This is a genomic window from Pedobacter panaciterrae (genome assembly GCF_013204795.1).
In the GTDB taxonomy this organism is placed as follows: Bacteria; Bacteroidota; Bacteroidia; order Sphingobacteriales; family Sphingobacteriaceae; genus Pedobacter; species Pedobacter panaciterrae.
Genome location: NZ_JABMKW010000002.1, coordinates 99,759 through 117,844, shown reverse-complemented (window position 1 = coordinate 117,844; position 18,086 = coordinate 99,759). Strand labels below are relative to the sequence as shown.

Here is an 18,086-nt window from a genome sequence, read left to right as displayed (position 1 = left end):
CTGTACTAATTCTTACCTATTGTTATCAATGATACGTTCCGTAGGTGAAATGATCTTTTTTAGTTGAACTTCACCTAAATGCCTCTTTAACTTTTCATTTCTATTATTCATAAGTGCGTGAATTTTCCTTTCTCTCCTTATTCCATGTAAAGTTGTATCCGCCATTATCAAGCTTAAGTTAGCTTTATAGCTGTCCTGAATTTGCCATACTGTATCGGCCTTAGAAGAATCAATCTGTAAAATTGTACGGTAGAGTTTGGTTTGAATTTGCTTTTTTGACTCTTGAGCGAAGCCATTTACTGTAAACCCAACTATTACTATGCTCAACAAAGCTTTTAGATATCTCATGGCATGTATATTTAAAGATTAGTTCTTCTGTAGTTGTATTGCATCTCTTTGACCTTAGGTACAACAGTCTTACCCAGCGTTTCCCTATAGACTTTAATCAATCTTCCTGCAGCGTCATACTCGTATTTCACGTAGAGATTGTTGTTATCCAATATATACGTTAGTTCGCCGCTAAATGCATCATACACATAAGAAACCATTCCTGCATTAAAAGGCTGAAACCTAAAATCATCAAAATACAATGTACCCCCACCGGTTAAATTGGAACAACCTACAGAGAGGCTAGTCACACCAGTGGTGATGATAGAGGCAGGGATCTGCATTTCGATGAGATACCATCCGGCAGCCACCTTCTGAAGGGTTGTGCCGCCATAAACGGGCGATCCCCCATCAATGCTGTAATATAATCTTGCTTTACCTATTTGAGTAATATTTGCACCCGTCACCCAGGCAGAAATAAAGTAATCCCTTCGTACTGGATCCAACTTAGAAAGAGGCGCTGTATATTTAAATATCTGCCCTCCATTGGAAGGCAGCGCAATACTTTTCATCCCAGTATGTGCAAAGCTTGAGGAAATAGACCCGTCACCTACTGTCATTCCAGATCCGGACATACTGTCTTCAGCACCTGAATAAGCCATCTCATAATAACTTGCCGGACTTGAAGTTGCAACAATTTTAGTATTATTGAATCCCATGCGCATAGCAGAATACAAATTATTCATATTCTTATCTTCCAATGGTTTTGAGTACACATCAAACAAAGTGTTTTCAGAAATCTTTAACCACCCTACACCTGAAGAACCAGGTGTAGTCCAGTCAAAGGCAGTAACACTTCCCATAGGTGTAATCCCATTTGCAGACTGACCGGCTGGCATCCATGAATAAATCTCTTTCTTCCGCCAGATTTTACCATTTGTTGATGCATTGTTCTGAACTATTGCCGTACCTACCGGATCTAGAACTGGAACATCTACTGCCCAGGTTGACACATTTGCACCAATCAAGCCCAGTTTCTGATTTGCTGCATCAACTTTATACCTATAGGACGCCGTTTCTTGTGCAAGCATATGTTTGTTAGTACCGCCAAAGGTTTTAAGCCCCATCTCGGTATACTTTTTGTAGGCTGGGATTGTTTCATCCATATAGCGGTTTCCATAGGAATCTGTAGTTACTGTTTTTACTCCAGCTCCGCTGTAAAAATCAAATTCCTCATTCACCGTGCTACGTCTAACATCTGTAACATAGTCAATAACAGTTTGACCAGTTTGCACGTTCGGAAAATTTTCACGTGCGGTAAGTGTTGCCTTAACATGGTAATTCTCTCCGCTGCCCGTCCAAACTGATTTTGCCTCAGCATATCTTTCTTTTAGCAACCCTTGTTTTTTATAGTTAACTAATCTATTCTCATATGCCTTCATAAAATCAGCATGTTTTAAATGTTCTAATCCGTCACTCAGATAATGATTAATGGTTTCATTAATCTTCTGACCTTTATCATCATAGCTAATAACACGTTTCAAAGAGCCTATACCCGAAACAAGTTTTTTCAAAACAAGATTTCTGGTATAATAATTTGCCCCGGGATACCTGAGCGCGGACCTTGGCGCAGTCACATCCTGCTTTCCAATCATATTATCCCTAAAGACCTCAAATTCCATTGTCTTACTCCCAGCAATTTTACCATTTGAAATACCTGCATTATCAAATACTTCAGTCTCAACATTTACATTCTCATACATTACTCCAGGGCCTGGAACTTCTCTGGACAAGGATAGCAATCGATTCATGTCCCGATACAGTGTTATCCGGTAGCTATTCTCGCTTCCCGATGGTAAGGAACTGGTCTTATCCACAGAAACTGGCTCATAGGAAGTCACTCCTGAAGATATCTGGCTGTCAATCCCATTATTGATTTGATTGTAATTGTAATTTGTGGAGGCCCTGACACCAAACAAATCATCAATTACTAAACTCTTAACCCTGACACCCCCTCCGAACTTCCTGGTCATTGCAGAAAAACCAACATTACCTGCAATAAAGCTAGTGTGGCCGGTTAAGCCTTGATGATGCGCGGGAGAAACCCTTATGCTCAATTGGTTACCACTTACCGCTGTCACAACAGGAGCAGGATAATCATCTGAATTTAAAGGTGAATATCCCGGTGTACTCCACATCATCGTTATTAGGCTAATGTTATCCCCGATTCTAAACAGCTCATTTAAATTTGGGATGTTTGAATTAGTGATATTAAATTGGTAATCATAACCACCAACATTTGTGAAATTACTAATCTGAAATGGCCTCGATTCATTTAGTACGCTCTTACTGTAAGTATCTCCTTCGTATTTTATTTTCACTTCTGCTCCCAATCCTGTAATGACTTTCCTAAGTGACCATACATCTGAAGACATATTTGAAACAGGTGTAGTTAACCTGTCTAGATTGCTGTTGTTGGTGTAGCTATAATCAGCCTTATACATCCCCCACAAATCGTAAAATTCTTTATTATATGGCGGATTCTTGGTAGTCTTTAATGTAGCCGTTATAGCACCTCCACTATAGGTACTATTTTTTAAGGTATAAGTCGAATTCCCCCCGGTTGGACTACCTTTAGCTATGATTACTCCGTAAAATGCCCCAGTACTAGCATTAGCTAATAAGTCACCGACGTTAAAGGCAGTGCTGGATCCGATAAATGAATTCGACGAGAGTGTTCCTGTAAAAGATTTACTTTCAGAGGGATCTAGTTCATATTCAAAATCAGTTGATGGCAATAAACTAACACCTCCTTTTCCCCGAAATTTTACCGACTTTAATGTCAGCTTCCCCTCTTTGGTACCAGTAGAATACATCTCGAAGCTGTTGGTTGTAGCCTTAGCGAGTGAATAATCATAGTTCATGTCAATAATCCTGATGGCTTTCGCTTCCAAATTTGCCCGACCGACGACACCAACATCATACCTATCTAATATATTATTTTCTAATTCGCATCCGGTACAAGTTACTGTTCGTCCATTGGTTATATAATTGTTGGAAGCCGATGATGTAGTGACAAAACTAGCGTCTGAGGCATTGAGTAAATAAATTTTATCCAAGCGCATAGAAATGGTGGAATTGATATTATAAAGGCCATCGTTCGTATAATTTTTGTCACTGTTTGTATTAAAAATTTCAGAAGAGGCACCTTTTGCATCCTTTCTGATATCCTTTTCAAATATTGCAACATGAGATCTTGTTCGAACGGCATTGAGATAATAGATTTCTCTTTTGCCCATACCCACCGTTCTAAACTGACTGTCGTCATCGGTTTGATAGCCTTCGGATGGGTTTCTCCAGCAATATTGATCCGACCACTTTCCGTATTCGAAACTAACCCAATAGCCATAGTCAGATGCATCAACCTGTCCAATCGTACCCCGATCTACATAATCCGGACCCGTAATTGCTGTTAAATGCCAGGTGTATGCATACCCTTCACGTTTCCTCTGCCTGTTGAACATCTCTCCAGGAGAATATGCTGTATTTTCCTGGTACATTTCTTCATCGTAAGCATAAGCCGGCAAGTTATAATGATAAGTAATTCCATTGGAATTGGTAATGGAAAATCCAGCAATGTGATTGCTTAACTCAGATTGATAAGTGTGGGCCCTTCGGTTTAAACCATATACTACTGGTGTTATAAATTTATTGTCATAATTATGTACTGTACCGGTAGGAGTTGTGACATAGTAATTTATATCTCTGGATCCTGCAAGCAAATTACTGGATCCCCCCCCATTATACCAATCACCGTCTATTGGAGTTGGTCCTGAAAAAGGAGGATCCCAAATATAGATTTCATTATTCACGTTTGGATAGTCTCCGTAGCTCTGCAAATAATTATTTGAAAAATCATTATCAAATCTGAATTCTGGGTAATCACCATAAAAATTTGAGTAATATTTGACAGTCTGAACATTTGTTGTAGGATTAACCATTTCCCAACGGTTTTGGTTAATCGTAATACCTTCAAAGGCATAAGGCCTCATTGTACCTCCAAGACCCTGAGCAGTAACCTGATATGAATCATAGCTAGGTAGTGATCCTCCTTGTATTTTATTAGGATCAGGATTATCAACCCCATTTAGATTCTCATCTGCAAAAGAGTAGCTATCATAGGCATAATTGTTGGGCACCTCTTCATAAGCAGAAGTTACTTGGTGCAGGCCGCCAAAAATCTTAGATTCCTGCTGTTCGTCAGACCAGTACCGAGTTTTTTCCCGGCTATAAGACACTAAAAACAGATCAACTGACACTGAACTCGTGCTTGTCCTGATATTTCCTTGTTTCGAACTGTTAACTGATGCTGTAAAACCTGCAACATTCAGGCTTGAAGTCGGACCATTCGATGACTTCGAGATGTCCTGAGTGCTGTAGCTCAGATTTGCACCAATCCCAACATTCAGAGATTGAAAATTCGTAGATAAGTTCAATCCACCTGATACATTAAAACCCTTGCCATTTGTACTTGCTGTCAAAGAAGCATTGGCATACGGACCTTGTGTACTTATTCCTATCGCCAATGAAAAAGGCCCCTTTGTAGCTCCGACTTGACCGTAAGCGTAAAAATCACCGTTGTCAGCATTAACACCTATTCCCGCACCTATGGAAAACGGAGAACCTTCAAACCCGATGCCGACTCCAGCGTTCCAACCCCAACTTCTCCCGGCATAAGTATCGTTTGAAAATGACAAACCAAATGAAGCTGAACCGACATTACCAAATATTGGTATATTTACACCTATGCTAGTTTTCTTCTTAACCCCCCCTACCCAATAATCACGTCTGCTCGCTTGTGCTCCAAGCCAATCATCAGGAAAACCATTTACACTTCTATTTATAGCGCCAGGATTTAAGGACCATCCTAATCCGACCCAACTTGCGTCTTCATTTGGTTGGAGGCCTCCATGATACGATAATGTTAATGGATACCCTCCTTCAGGTCCAGGCACTTCCATTAAAGGGAGGTTGTACACAAAGTCACCAGTTAAAGGATTTACCATATCAGTTGTGTCCACCGGCTCAAAACTCGTTGCTTCGGGTGATGTCGGTCCTGACGTAAGCGCATACACTACAGAAGGTGTAAACACCTGGTTCAGAAAACAGAAGAGCAGAGATAGAGAAACTATCCGGCTTATTTTTGATTTATACCTAAATTTCATAGCGCATGTATTTAAATTTTCAGTGCTTTATTAAGTCGATCAATGTCACCTCTTAAAAAATTATATTTCAGTTCTCCTAATCCTATACCGAAGTCCTCAATTGTTAAACTATATTTTTTTGAAGCTTTTATTTCATCGGAATCGAAAACCAGAAGAAGTTCGTTCGCAGGTGAAAGACCATAAGTTTGCTGAAACAAGCAATCGGTTGGAGAAATAACATGTTCATCATCCATTTTTAAGGATACCAATGGAATCATTTGAAATGACAACGTTTGAAGTACATCACTGTAGACGTTCAAATCCAGCTGACTCAGTAATTCTTTTCCATTCCTCGAAAAACTTATAATGAAACAAATCTTAGAAGATTTGCCTGAGTTTGAATTACTATTTTTCTGAAAATTCCATTTCTTATTGTAGATAATTTGAAAAGGCACATAGCTGGCAGAAGTAAGAACATCAGATTTCTTAACCTCTTGCAACAAACCGTTATCTTTGTCTTTGACATACTTAAAGAAACCTTCTCTGCTATGGATATCCTGTGTACAGCCACTTACGAAACTTATCAAGAGAATAAGGCTTGAAGCCACTAGTCCTTTCATTTCTTTAAATCTTTTTGATATTGATCGTTCATTTCTTTTAAAACTGCATCGGTGATATCCAAATGGTCTTTGGCATACGCAATAGTCCCCGAAGGATTCGCAATCAGGATCATCGTGTAATTGTGATCTTTACCATATTCCAAAAGAAAGTCATTAATCTTAGTGACCACGGGCTGTGTTGCCTTAGCATACTCCTCCTGGGCATTTCCTTGTATACTCCGTTGATATTGATATAACTGTTTCCTTTTCTCATCAATAAGTTTTCTCGACTTAACTTTTTCAGTACTTGAGATTTTAGAGGCAGTCTGCTCATACGTCTTTATTTCCTGTTGGATCTCCTTAGTCAGCGTGTCAATATTGGATTGCCAGACTTTGGATTTTTCCTCATATGCCTTCTTCGCTTGTTCTGATGCTTTATATTCAGTAAGGAGTTTGTTTGATTGCACATAAGCAATTTTCTCACCTTGAAAAAAACTGTTAAAAAACAAAATCAAAACCAGGAGCAACAAGGCCAGATTCAGAAACGGACTTTTCAAAACTTTCATAGCTAATTTAGATGTTTAATTGTTATTAATAATCTCCTCGCCTTTTCTGATCCCGCGAGATACGTGCATCAGATTTTTTGGAGATAATTTGCTTCATTTTGGCTGTTCTGGCTTTTTCCAGATTTTTCAGCCGCATTATTTTCACTTCAGAAGTCAGGGTAGAATCTTGAAAAACCTTGTTCATAGCCTGCGTTGTGGAATCCATAAATACAACTATGCTCTTTGCTTCTGTTGCAGTTAAACTAAACTTTTTACTCAAAAAACTTGCTCGTGAATTTTGCATGCTTTTATCAGTCTCTTGTGCACTTAAACCCAAACAAACAAAAGTGCATAACGACAGGATTCCCGGTAATATAATTTTGAGCTTTTTCATCATTTAGATATTTACATTCATCTCATTACAAACCTAATCATCAGACCTTTATCAATCCAGCAAAAAAGGATGACCTCTAGTCATAAAGCATGATTAATAATCATATTATATGACCTTCAGTCATATTTTAAAAAATCGAGCTAAAACAGTTTATTTTACTCTAATAATTTCTGTCCGATTTTAGAAAATCAGGTGGATTGAATTCAAGTAGCTCAAAAATCTGAAACAATCTATGTCCTGAACATTTGCTTTTACCTGATTCGATCTTGCAGTATCCAGTTTGAGTAATACCTAACTTCGCTGCCATATAATCTTGCGTGAGGTTTTTTATCCTCCGTTTAGTGCGGATCAGCTCCGCAAGCTCCAAGTAGATTTTATCTTCCATATTACTATTAAAAAATTCAAAAACTATTGCTCATCTGGAACATTGGCAAGTACATAGAGATCAGTATAAATCCCACCACCAAGCCCAAAAAGATAATGATCAGGGGCTCTATGAGCTTACTAACCGTTCCCGTCTGATATTCAACTTCCTGCAAATACTGACCAGCGATATTTTCAAAGAAGTAATCCAGTTTATTGATCTCTTCTCCCACCTTCACTAGCTGAATCATTTTCGCGGAATAAATGGGGAAAGCAGATAAGCTCAAGTACAATGACTTTCCCTCCATAATATCCTGTTCGACTTTTTTTAGAGAAACCTCCATTGGATAAAAACCGATCGTCTTTCTAGACATACTAATTGCCCTCAACAAAGGGATTCTGGTGCTAATCAGCAGTCGCATGGTATTGCAGAACCTGGCCAGATAGATCTTTATCACCAGTTCCCGAACCAGGGGAATTCTCAGTACCACTCGGCTGGAAATGTCCCTAAAACGCTCATGCTTGCGATATCTGAATAAAAGGTAAACCACAGCAGCACTGACCAGAACAAATGGTATAAACAAGACACCCATTAACGAGGAGGCCTTTATCACCATCTCAGTCATCCAGGGCAGCTTACCGCCGAACCTTTTAAATACATCACTGAACATCGGCACAACAAACCTCAGCATGAAAAACACCGCTCCAGCAGAAGTGCAGAGCACAATAGCGGGATAGGTCAGTGCACCCAATATCTTCCTTCGCTGCTCCACCTTGCGCTTATAGAATAATGCCAGGTCCTTCAGCACCTCAGCCAGGTTACCTGTCTCTTCTCCTATCTGTATACTGAACTCATCATAATCCGAAAACTTCCCAGTTCCCCTTACCGCCTTAGCGAGTGCGCTACCTGAGATCACCTGGGTCTTAATCTCACGATAAATGCTCAGATGCTTGTCTTTCAAACTTTCCAGTGTAACCAGGTCCAGACTATTTTTTAAATCTATACCTGATTGTAGCAGCGTGCCAAGCTCAAAAAAGAAATGTTCCTTCTTCTGATCATTTAACCCTGAGGATTTGAAACTGATATCCCTGGACATCAGTTCCATCAGCTTTGAGGGTTTTTTAGTTCCAAGGCTGGCTTCTAATCGAGTCGTCCTCTTTTCCTTTCTATACTTTGAAATATCTATCGTTTCCATCAGAATGTATTTGCTTTAATCGTCCGTATCAGGATCTTGGTAAGTAAGTAGCTCAGCGGACGAATAATTCCTGTGTATACTGATCTCCATAGGCTTTTTATGGTAAATAAACTTCAATACCAGATAATCTGTAATGCCTTCTGAGACATCCGATCCTTCAAATGAACAGTACATCTTCAGATCCTTCATTCTCAAGGAATCGGTCACCGTACCTGCCCTGCGCAGCAGGTAGTCCCCGCTGGGCGTATAGCTGACCTCCTCCCTTCTCAATGAGTCCTTAAGATGTAATCCATTTTCATCTACTTCTGCCAGAGAGGCACATTCCATATCCCTACCCAATGCCAGCCTGATCAGCTGCAAATTGGCATGATCAAGGTTCTTTATCCTGTAATCACTATATAACCTACTGAATATTGTAAATACAGTATAGGCCATGCTCATGACAATAGCCGCCAGCATCATCGCCAGCACCATTTCAATTAACGTAAAAGCCTTAATCCTTCGCTTCTTCATCTGTCATTAAGAATTTGGTATATTCATAAAGATTGGTACTGTCTGTTGCACTCACCTTCATAATAATTAAACCTCTTCTTTCGAGGTCAGCTTTATAACTTATCTGAAATTGCAACCCCGCTCGTTCAAGCCGCAAATCCTCCCGATTTCTCGTTGCAGAAAGACTGTCTGCTACCAGCTCTGTCAGGTTTTTCGCCCGTGATCTCTGATCATTTACCCCTGTGCTGGTTACCCTAAGAAAGACTACCATCCCTGCTGAAAAAGTGATCAGCAACAGTAACATGGCTATCACAGTTTCAATTATCGTTGCAGACCTGATCATTCCTCCTGTTAGTTTACTTTGCATAGCAACCTCCCTCTTTTTGTTTCCATATTCATTAGCCTAGAACTCAAATAGTATCTCGACCGACAGGTTTTATCCAACACTACATCGATCAGGTAGTTTTCATAGATGGCGGAGGACACTTTGGCCATCAGCCGGATAGCAGATACAGAACCATGTATTCTGACAGTCTTATTCAACGCCACATACCCCTTACACCAAACTTCTCCCTTAATGACTGTACCTGCATCCAGCGAGATTATCGGCATTAGCAGGGTCTTCGCCTTTTCCCAGGCAAAAAGTTGCCCCCTTATCTCGGTATTCTTTCCAATCTTTATCCCAGCCTGAAACTCTGCAGTATCATTTTTCAGCACCATCAGCGCTGACGGATAGGCCAGCTTCACTGAATCTCCAACTACAATAGAATTCGATGCGATCACCTGCAATCGACCCTTAAAACCTGTCCCAATCCTGACCTGAGGCGCCACCAGGATCACCTGGTCCAGCATGCTGCCCGCAATTACCTCAATTAGGCTGTCAGAAGAAATGATCACATTTCCATGAGCCTTAAACCTCTCCGATATTACCGTTTCCCTGTGCTGATGGATCCTTTTTACAGCATAAAAAAATGAATTACTAAGCGTGTCGGGCAAAACTTCCTCTGCCAGATTTTCTGTTTCCAGTAAAGCGTTGAGATATTTCAACATAGCCTTATCAGGCAAAGGCATCATCCTTTCGCTATCTTTTATAGCTCCATAAATCAGCGTTCTATCTTCATAACCAGTTCCATCTACGTAAGCAGCCCTAATCCCTGATTTCGGCAGGTATGCCGTACCGCTTATTTTACTTTTCCCGCTGATGGACACAGGTCTGTCCTCGTCAGTAAGGTACAGTACCTTTAAGGTATCGGTGAGCAAGGCCCCGATTAGAAATGCATTCTTTACCGTATCTGTATTCGCATAGCTTTTCACCAATCCCAATTCGTAAGCACCCCATTGCCTCTTCTCCAACAATACACTGTCGTCACCATTTCCAAAAAGGTCAGTTCGCTGAACAGAATCCTTTATAAAGTCATCCCCCATTAAAATCAGTTTAGCTGAACCTGCATTCCTATTCAGCAGATCCATACGCTCATACTTTCGTTCCTCCATTTTATACGTATAACCGATCAGTAGCATGGAGCCGCAGACCAGTACAATAAGAATGGAAATAATCAGAGAAATATAAAGTGCTGAAGAACGTATCATTACTTACCGAATTTTAAGAACTTCTTAACTCTTGAAAAGAGCCCCGTAGTATCTAATGAAGTCTTTTTCATTACCAATAATCCTTTCCTATATTTCAGCGTATCTATCGGCCTACCCAGACTATCATACTTTATCACAAACCCATTCAGATGTCCGTCTTTATAGGTTTCGCTTTGCTTCAATTGCCCCCAGGTATTCCACAGAAGCCATCTACCACTTTTAAGCCCCCTTTTAAATCGGCCCGATAGCAGCAACCTTTTGGTTCCCACACTGTAGCCCCTGAACTGTCCATGTAGTACTTTGCCTGAATGGGCACCCTGTGAGCTATTTATCCTACCATTTTCAAACCAGTAATAAGTATTTCCCGTTTTAGGCGGGATCAGCAGTCCTTTACGCTGCACTTCCATCTGTATGGTAACTGTATCTGCCTGTATTACAACGTGTGTCCCCAGATTATCCATATATCTCAACTCTACCGGCTTACAGGAAGCAAGCCAAAGTAGTAGCAGTAATAATAATTGCACAGTTCTTTTCATGTCATTCCGTTTTAAGTAGTCTGTTTTTGCCCATATAGCTGACCATTACTGCATCTTTTCCGATCTTTTTTACTTTGACCTTGTTAATCGTATCGCCCTCTTTCAGCATTCTATCCTGTCCCTGGCAACTAATGATAGCCACTCTGTGGGCTCCCCTGCTGTCCGCTACAAAACCCAGATATTTCATTTCCTTTACAGGGTCAGGAAAAGGTGTCACGGGGATAGCATCAATCCGTTGCCTGGCAGTCAGTCTTTTTATTGTGTCTGGCAGCTTTGACCTCTCTCCTGTAAATGGATCCGGATATTCCGGCAGCAACTTAAAAGTATCCGGGTACAATTTTGGTAAGACAGTCTTGTCTGCAGGGCGGTCATTTTGCACTATGGCATCCATATCAACAGAATCACCTCCTGAAAGAAAGATCTGATACAGCACCAGCCCCCAGATGCCTAGCACCAGAATCCCCAATATATACACCAGTGGCTTTTTAGTATTCATCTTACTGCAAGCTAAAATTGCGCATATCGGTTAGCGATCCTTCATTCCCAACTTCATCTATGGCAAGTACCCGCCAGAAAATTGCCTCACCCTGCACCTGTCCTAGCCCAAAGGAATAGCTAGTTCCGTTCAACGTCAACGGAAAAGAAGAATTGTAAAGCGTGCTGCCGTCGCTTCGGTACATATAAAGTTTATATTTCCTAGCCGTACTCACCGGCTTCCAAGATAACACTACGGGCAAAGGAAGTATCGCTCCGTTTGCCGGGCCGATCACTTCAGGCTTCCCTGGTGGAGTCTTATCAAAGTTCATGATCCTGGCTTCAGACCACTTGCTACTCTGTGTCCGATTCTCTGCTCTAACGCGCCACTGATAGCTCTGATCTTTGGGGAAGCTAAAGCTAAACTGATTACCACTTAGCGCATTATCGTATACTAGTTTAGTCTCGTCTGTAAAGTTTAGGGTGTCGATCTGCAAACGGTATTGCTCTGCGCTAAACAGTACATTCCAGTTCAATAATACCTGAGGCTGATTACTCAGATAACCGCTTGCCGGACCAATCAGCGTCACCTTCTGCTCGTCCAAACTGGAGGGATGTAAGATAAAGGAGTTGCGTTGGTAAATAGATGCACTACTCCCGTTCTCCGCACGCAGCCGCCACTGATAGTTTCCCGGGTCGAGGGTAAGTTCCAGTCGTGTGCCTTTGCTAATAAGGGTATCGAAAGCAATGGAAACCGGCCTGTCAAAATCAGGGCTCGCAATCTGCAACCGGTAACGGAGTGCATCCTCCATGGGTTCCCAGGCAAAGCCTACTTGATATTTATTCGTTTCTGCACCGTCTGCAGGCGCAAGCAGCTTCACTTCACGTTTTTCCAATGAAGGTTCAATAAAGTCCTTGCAGGAAGTAATCATTGCCAGCAGTAAGCAGCAGCCATAAGTAATGCTCTTATTCATTATGATGTCCTTTCTTTACAGGTATCCCTGTTAATATCAATATTAGTGTAGTCTGTGTATCTCTAGATGCTCTTTTATAGCTGAGGCCTGTAATACGACCTACAGCACTTATTGTATCCAATTCCCGTTGCATTCTGAGTAGGTCGTGGAAATTACCTGTAAACTCTATCTTCTGGTTCAGTCCCCCCGTATTACCTAAGTGCACATTTATCCAGCTTGGAAATGCTTTTACTAAAAGCTTGTTTTTCTGGCTAAGGGTAGCGCAATAGTTCCAGAGCCGGTTCTTCCATAGCATAGTATCTACTTCAAACCTATGGTACACGCTACCAATAAACTGTGCTCTATCTGCTGTATACCCTGGACTAATAGTCAGCTCGCTGGACTGTATGACTGCATCCTGCAATAACAAGTATTTCTGGTAGCTTTCCCATGTTTTTTTCAGTGCCAGCTGCCAAACCCCAACACAGAGCAGCAATGCCAGCAATGGGCTGCACTTCACCAGTATTTTATAGTTGATCCTTTTAGCCTTCATCTGCATTCCTCCCCTCATAATCACTGATACTAATTTCGATCACAAATTCACCCCTGCTAATATCCCTGTTCAGACCATAGCTTGCTATATCACATGTCTTAACCCAGTTCATCGCCCTGATCTTGTGCAGCCAGTTATTCAGTGTAGAAGCATCGCCGCTATTACCGTTGATCCTGATCTTTCCTGTTTCATATACTTCATCAGGGACAGTAGTTGATGGTTGAGATAAGCGTAGAGGATTAATAGTAAAACCCGAAATACCTATATCAAAAGGCTTAGATGCCATCAACCTGTCGGTAAGCCAAGCACAAGGATAGCCACCTGTCCAGCCAGCATGTTTGATCAGCACAGCCTTCTGCTGCAGTGTCTCTTCCATCTCCTGATATTTTTTTACTTGGGCCCCGGTAATATTGTTTTGCCGCATTAACTGCTCAGTCTTGTCAGAATAAACGCTGAAAAAGAAAAAATTAATGAGCAAAACCAGTAATAAGACTAAGCCGGAAAGCATCAGCATACCCTGAAACCTAGCCTTTGCTACCACTTGATCATAGTTTTCCTGTAATCCCGGATATCCTGCCTTTACCGTTTCCGCACCAAGCAATAGCTTTATTGCATTTTCCTGCTGTTCTGCCGTTTCAGGGCCAAGATTTAACGCCAGAATCTCAAACCCGCCTCTCGTCAGTTCCTCAATGTAAGGATCCGCAACCTCCTTTCTCACTACTGAAACTGCGGTTAGGTCTTCTCTTGCGACCCACTGCATGTAAAAATCATCCGGTCTCGCGTTTGGCAAGGTGTGAGCGAATACCTGCTCATCTGTTAAACGCTGTCTGTCGATCTGCTTGCTAAGCACCCCCCTCCCAGAAAGACAGAGCATTAGTGGGCCAGGCCTGAACAGACGGCTGAAATGTGCAATATTTTTAAAGCCACTCTTTCTGTCCGTCACCTGCAGCTTCTCACCAGAAAGGTTTAGTTCATAGACATGACACGTAGTAAGCCCGTCGTTTTCCAGCCGGATCTGTAACACGATAAGCCGGCGCAAACGAAACAGGTCTTTAAAGATTTGTTTTTTCATATTATTGGTAAATGATAGTAGGTTTAATGAATACCAGCGTAACCACCTTGCTGCGTGTACGTTCCCGGGAACTGAAAAGCCATTTGAGCACTGGTATACGTGATAAGAATGGGATACCGCTTCCAGCCTCGCTTTTCTCCATTCTTTCCATCCCACCAAGCACGATCATATCCTCGTTGTGTGCCCTGATGATGCTCTCAAATTTGCTTGTCGAGGTTGGAGGTGGGGCATTGGCGGGGGGTGTCCCGATGAAGTCAGAAATCTCTACCTTGATACGCATGGTCACCTGATCATCCCCCGAAACCACCGGATTTACCGTAATGGCAAGGTTTGCATCCACTTTATTAAACTGCTCAGTAAAAACCGTCTGCGTGTTCACAGATGAAAATACATTCTGCGTCTTGGTTACATAATATCTCGTTGTACCTATACTCAGTGTAGCCGCATGACCGTTCAGCGTACTCAGTTTAGGCACCTGTCTGATTTCGGCATTATTGTTTGCTTCTAGTGCACTCAGTTTCATATAAAAATTAGGCGTCACCTTGCCAATGTTAAAAGTCCGGTTGGTTCCTATCCTGCCCAAAAACTCATTGATTGAACCCGCACCCAAAGTCATGTCTAAACCGGAGAGTACCTGTCCGCGGGTTCTCACCGTAGAGTCTGCGATCCCCGCCTCAATACCCGTTCTCACTGTATGGCCCTTTCGCACATCCAGCAAAGTGATCTCCATCAACACCATAGGAACCAGTCTGTCCAGCTCCTTCACATAAGCCTCCACTTCGGCAATCTGAGGGGAAGCCCCTGAAATGAGCAACGTATTCTGCTCCCGGAATTCCTTAATTTCCAACCCCTTTTTAAGCTCCATAGGAATCATCATCATCACTGTGTCCACAGAGCGGTACTGCAGCTGTAGTACTTTGTTCCTACGCAGTCCTTCCAGTTTCCTATCGCCGATCAAGTAAATGCCATTCTCTATTTTATAAGTATAGTCCGTTCCATTGAACATCGCTGTTAGAAAATTATCAAAGTTCATGTCTGTTACTTTTGTACTAATGTTTCCTGTCAGGTCTGAATACAAAAAATAATTGGCTCCAGTTTCAAATGCGGCAGATTTTACCAGGTCAGCAATAGGTGAATTCACCGCTTCAATATTTAACATCTTCCCCCTTTTTTCAATATTAAAAGGTCCCGAAGGCTGGCCCCCATTCTGGTTCCCAACAATAGCATTATCGCCTGCAGCTAGTCTGAAAGGTTTCCTTACCGCAGTTTGCCCATCGCTATTGATGTACAATTCCTCCCCCTCTGCCAGTGGCTGGAACACAAAAACCTGGTCGCTGGTCTTTACTAGCTTAATACCATTTCCAAAGGCCAGTTTTTCAAGTGCGGTTTCCAATAAAGCCTCATTGTAGAAGCCACTCACAAGTTTGCCGTTCAGACTAGCAGGCACCACAATGTTCTTACCCGAAAGCCTGCTCACTTTGCGCACCACCAAGTCCAGCGTATCGTTATTCAATTCCATCGACAGCGTATTTGCGCCTGCATTATAGTTTACCGGAATCTCCTTAGGTATATATTTCGGCTTTACCACAGGTGGATTGTAAGATGCTACAGTGATGATTGATCCGATCACATTGATGTCCAAATCATAGTTCTTAGCTAGAAAAATCAGGATGTTAAGTGCATTTTCATTAGTCACATTACTACTCACCTTGATATTCAACATCGGATCAACATTGATGTTCAGCTGGTTCGACTGTGCAACTGCACGCAGAAGTTCCTGTATAGAAGCACCTGACAGTCCCACCTGTACCCTTTGCTTCAGCCCCGGCACAAAAGCTGAAAGCCCTACTAGTTTCTTCTCCAGTTCTGTCATTCGCTGTTCTTTGGTCTGCTGCGCCATTACAGGGTTCTGCCAGCTCAGCAAACCCATCACCAGAAATAAAATAACTCTTTTCATTTGTTTGTTCATCTTAGCGCTTGTATCGATCCTATTAAATATTATCATTAGTTCAAGAGTAAAGGATAAATCTCTTCCAGTGAAGTCTCACCAGAAGCAAACAGTGCAAAAGCATTTTCTGCCAGTGAGCTAATCCCTTTTTCCTTTAACACAACCTCTGCATTCATCTCCGAGGCCTTGATCAGTGCTGCCAAATCACGATCCATCCCAATTACTTCATAAACTGCCTTTCGGCCACTAAAACCCGTATTATAGCATTTCGGGCATCCAGCCGGGAGATAATGGGTATCCACTCTATAAAAAGGTTTAAAACTTCTGGGATATCCCATTTCGTCAAACTCCGCCAGGCTCTTGCACACAGGACATAGTAGCCTTACCAGCCGCTGTGCTACGCTAGTATTTAATGTATTTGCTGCCAGAAATGCCGGGATACCCATATCCAGCAATCTGGATACCGTACCCCATGCAGAGTTTGTATGTATGGTAGACAATACCAGGTGTCCTGTCAGTGCGGCTCTTATCGCCATATTCGCTGTTTCCGGATCACGGATCTCACCTACCATGATCACATCGGGATCCTGGCGCAAAAAAGTCCTCAATGCAGAGGCAAAGCCAAGGCCTATATTCTCCTTCAGTTGTACCTGATTGATGCCTTCCAGTGTATATTCTATTGGATCTTCTATCGTTACAATATTTCTTGTACTCTTGTTGAGCAGTTTCAAGGTAGCATACAGTGTCGTGGTCTTGCCCGATCCGGTAGGCCCACTGATCAGTACGATACCGTTTGGTCGTTGCACCCCTTCCAGATAGGCACTTAGATCTGGCTCCGACAAGCCCAGTTTAAACAGGTCAATATTAGCTGTGTCATTATTCAGCAGACGCAGCACGATCTTTTCTCCAAACAGTGTTGGCAAAACAGACACGCGGATATCAAAGGCCTGACTAGCTGTCTTAAAGCTGATTCGGCCATCCTGCGGCAACCGCTTTTCCGCAATATCCAGGTTTGCCAGGATTTTAATCCTATTGATGATTGCGGGATATTCTGAAATACTTAGTCGATACCGTTCTATCAGCATGCCATCTATCCTGATCCTTACACGACATTTCTCTTCATAAGCCTCGATATGAATGTCACTGCTCTTTAGCTTTTTGGCCTCAGAGATAAGCTTCTGCAAAAAATCATTCGAAACAGGTTCATTGCTCGTAATCTCCATTTCAGTCCTGTGATTTTCCCTCAGGTAATACTGATTCAGTAGCCTTGATAATGTTTCTGGGGTTTCCGGATGCAGAGAAATCTTTCTGTTCATGACGATCTCCAGTTCATCTTGAAGCAAAACAGCTTGTTCTGCGCTTTCAGTATACATGCAAAGTACCCCTTCTTTGAGATCAAAAGGAAAAATACGGTAATGCCAAGCAGTCTCGCCTGTGATCTCATGCAGGAGCTCAGCTTTTACAGAATTTTCAGGTTTCATAATAGACAAAGGATGAGGTTTTCATTTAGATCTTTTAGTTGAATATTTCCTAGCCATACTATTCCAAGTACAGGAATAAGCATCAGACTCTGCAGGCCAGCGAGCGGTATGGTAAAGTTTTCAGGCCGGTTATACTTTATATATATTCCAGAGCAAATGGTGATCAATACTAGGCTAACTAGATAAAAAAGGAAGAATAAGGCAACTGGAAAATAAACAGCGAGGCAAAACAACAGTAAAATGTCCCCAAGGCCTAAGTAACTTTCCATTACATTAATCAGTCTGTGGTCCCTAAAACTGAAGAACAGGGTGACCAGAAAAAAATTGAAGAGAATAAGACCAACGTTCACAGCTGCTTC

17 protein-coding genes are annotated in these 18,086 nt (G+C 41.9%); all 17 read right to left on the bottom strand.

What is annotated here, in order from left to right:
- Positions 1-12: 12 nt before the first annotated feature.
- The 17 genes from HQN86_RS00500 to HQN86_RS00420 all read right to left on the bottom strand — a co-directional run bounded on the left by HQN86_RS00500 (position 13) and on the right by HQN86_RS00420 (position 17,727).
- On the bottom strand, positions 13-348 hold the full coding sequence (locus HQN86_RS00500; protein WP_172659091.1) for a hypothetical protein: 336 nt from the start codon (positions 346-348) through the stop codon (positions 13-15).
- An 11-nt stretch (positions 349-359) separates the two neighbouring features.
- Positions 360-5,552 (bottom strand): hypothetical protein, encoded by a 5,193-nt coding sequence (locus HQN86_RS00495; protein ID WP_172659090.1) that lies wholly within the window; start codon positions 5,550-5,552, stop codon positions 360-362.
- Positions 5,553-5,563: 11 nt separating this feature from the next.
- On the bottom strand, positions 5,564-6,151 hold the full coding sequence (locus tag HQN86_RS00490; RefSeq protein WP_172659089.1) for a hypothetical protein: 588 nt from the start codon (positions 6,149-6,151) through the stop codon (positions 5,564-5,566).
- Positions 6,148-6,696, bottom strand: coding sequence for an OmpH family outer membrane protein (locus tag HQN86_RS00485; RefSeq protein WP_172659088.1), 549 nt, complete (start codon positions 6,694-6,696; stop codon positions 6,148-6,150). Before HQN86_RS00485 ends, HQN86_RS00490 begins: the two co-directional genes overlap by 4 nt.
- A 25-nt stretch (positions 6,697-6,721) precedes the next feature.
- Positions 6,722-7,069, bottom strand: a complete 348-nt coding sequence (locus tag HQN86_RS00480) for a hypothetical protein (RefSeq protein WP_172659087.1) — start codon at positions 7,067-7,069, stop codon at positions 6,722-6,724.
- 160 nt (positions 7,070-7,229) lie between these two features.
- Complete coding sequence (locus HQN86_RS27115; protein ID WP_172659086.1) at positions 7,230-7,454, bottom strand: helix-turn-helix domain-containing protein; 225 nt, start codon at positions 7,452-7,454, stop codon at positions 7,230-7,232.
- 16 nt (positions 7,455-7,470) lie between these two features.
- Positions 7,471-8,628: a type II secretion system F family protein gene (locus HQN86_RS00470; protein ID WP_172659085.1), complete on the bottom strand. Its 1,158-nt coding sequence runs from the start codon at positions 8,626-8,628 to the stop codon at positions 7,471-7,473.
- A gap of 15 nt (positions 8,629-8,643) precedes the next feature.
- Complete coding sequence (locus tag HQN86_RS00465; RefSeq protein ID WP_172659084.1) at positions 8,644-9,141, bottom strand: PulJ/GspJ family protein; 498 nt, start codon at positions 9,139-9,141, stop codon at positions 8,644-8,646.
- Positions 9,122-9,487, bottom strand: coding sequence for a hypothetical protein (locus HQN86_RS00460; RefSeq protein WP_172659083.1), 366 nt, complete (start codon positions 9,485-9,487; stop codon positions 9,122-9,124). The genes HQN86_RS00465 and HQN86_RS00460 overlap by 20 nt, the downstream gene beginning before the upstream one ends.
- Positions 9,472-10,710, bottom strand: a complete 1,239-nt coding sequence (locus HQN86_RS00455; protein WP_172659082.1) for a hypothetical protein — start codon at positions 10,708-10,710, stop codon at positions 9,472-9,474. The genes HQN86_RS00460 and HQN86_RS00455 overlap by 16 nt, the downstream gene beginning before the upstream one ends.
- The gene (locus HQN86_RS00450) at positions 10,710-11,246 is read right to left on the bottom strand and encodes a toxin-antitoxin system YwqK family antitoxin (protein ID WP_172659081.1); all 537 of its coding nucleotides are present in this window, start codon (positions 11,244-11,246) and stop codon (positions 10,710-10,712) included. Before HQN86_RS00450 ends, HQN86_RS00455 begins: the two co-directional genes overlap by 1 nt.
- A gap of 1 nt (position 11,247) precedes the next feature.
- Positions 11,248-11,742: a hypothetical protein gene (locus tag HQN86_RS00445; protein WP_172659080.1), complete on the bottom strand. Its 495-nt coding sequence runs from the start codon at positions 11,740-11,742 to the stop codon at positions 11,248-11,250.
- 1 nt (position 11,743) lies between these two features.
- A complete protein-coding gene (locus HQN86_RS00440; protein ID WP_172659079.1) occupies positions 11,744-12,694 on the bottom strand; it encodes a fibronectin type III domain-containing protein in 951 nt (316 codons plus the stop codon).
- On the bottom strand, positions 12,687-13,244 hold the full coding sequence (locus tag HQN86_RS00435; protein ID WP_172659078.1) for a hypothetical protein: 558 nt from the start codon (positions 13,242-13,244) through the stop codon (positions 12,687-12,689). Before HQN86_RS00435 ends, HQN86_RS00440 begins: the two co-directional genes overlap by 8 nt.
- Entirely contained in the window at positions 13,216-14,298 is a 1,083-nt protein-coding gene (locus HQN86_RS00430) for a hypothetical protein (RefSeq protein WP_172659077.1), read from the bottom strand. Before HQN86_RS00430 ends, HQN86_RS00435 begins: the two co-directional genes overlap by 29 nt.
- A gap of 1 nt (position 14,299) precedes the next feature.
- Positions 14,300-16,255, bottom strand: coding sequence for a type II secretion system protein GspD (locus HQN86_RS00425; protein ID WP_246269355.1), 1,956 nt, complete (start codon positions 16,253-16,255; stop codon positions 14,300-14,302).
- A gap of 47 nt (positions 16,256-16,302) precedes the next feature.
- Positions 16,303-17,727, bottom strand: coding sequence for a GspE/PulE family protein (locus HQN86_RS00420; protein WP_172659076.1), 1,425 nt, complete (start codon positions 17,725-17,727; stop codon positions 16,303-16,305).
- Positions 17,728-18,086: the final 359 nt, after the last annotated feature.

Coding starts and splice junctions, on each gene's coding strand:
- HQN86_RS00500 (WP_172659091.1), bottom strand. CDS start 348: ATGAGATATCTAAAAGCTTTGTTGAGCATAGTAATAGTTGGGTTTACA.
- HQN86_RS00495 (WP_172659090.1), bottom strand. CDS start 5,552: ATGAAATTTAGGTATAAATCAAAAATAAGCCGGATAGTTTCTCTATCT.
- HQN86_RS00490 (WP_172659089.1), bottom strand. CDS start 6,151: ATGAAAGGACTAGTGGCTTCAAGCCTTATTCTCTTGATAAGTTTCGTA.
- HQN86_RS00485 (WP_172659088.1), bottom strand. CDS start 6,696: ATGAAAGTTTTGAAAAGTCCGTTTCTGAATCTGGCCTTGTTGCTCCTG.
- HQN86_RS00480 (WP_172659087.1), bottom strand. CDS start 7,069: ATGAAAAAGCTCAAAATTATATTACCGGGAATCCTGTCGTTATGCACT.
- HQN86_RS27115 (WP_172659086.1), bottom strand. CDS start 7,454: ATGGAAGATAAAATCTACTTGGAGCTTGCGGAGCTGATCCGCACTAAA.
- HQN86_RS00470 (WP_172659085.1), bottom strand. CDS start 8,628: ATGGAAACGATAGATATTTCAAAGTATAGAAAGGAAAAGAGGACGACT.
- HQN86_RS00465 (WP_172659084.1), bottom strand. CDS start 9,141: ATGAAGAAGCGAAGGATTAAGGCTTTTACGTTAATTGAAATGGTGCTG.
- HQN86_RS00460 (WP_172659083.1), bottom strand. CDS start 9,487: ATGCAAAGTAAACTAACAGGAGGAATGATCAGGTCTGCAACGATAATT.
- HQN86_RS00455 (WP_172659082.1), bottom strand. CDS start 10,710: ATGATACGTTCTTCAGCACTTTATATTTCTCTGATTATTTCCATTCTT.
- HQN86_RS00450 (WP_172659081.1), bottom strand. CDS start 11,246: ATGAAAAGAACTGTGCAATTATTATTACTGCTACTACTTTGGCTTGCT.
- HQN86_RS00445 (WP_172659080.1), bottom strand. CDS start 11,742: ATGAATACTAAAAAGCCACTGGTGTATATATTGGGGATTCTGGTGCTA.
- HQN86_RS00440 (WP_172659079.1), bottom strand. CDS start 12,694: ATGAATAAGAGCATTACTTATGGCTGCTGCTTACTGCTGGCAATGATT.
- HQN86_RS00435 (WP_172659078.1), bottom strand. CDS start 13,244: ATGAGGGGAGGAATGCAGATGAAGGCTAAAAGGATCAACTATAAAATA.
- HQN86_RS00430 (WP_172659077.1), bottom strand. CDS start 14,298: ATGAAAAAACAAATCTTTAAAGACCTGTTTCGTTTGCGCCGGCTTATC.
- HQN86_RS00425 (WP_246269355.1), bottom strand. CDS start 16,255: ATGAAAAGAGTTATTTTATTTCTGGTGATGGGTTTGCTGAGCTGGCAG.
- HQN86_RS00420 (WP_172659076.1), bottom strand. CDS start 17,727: ATGAAACCTGAAAATTCTGTAAAAGCTGAGCTCCTGCATGAGATCACA.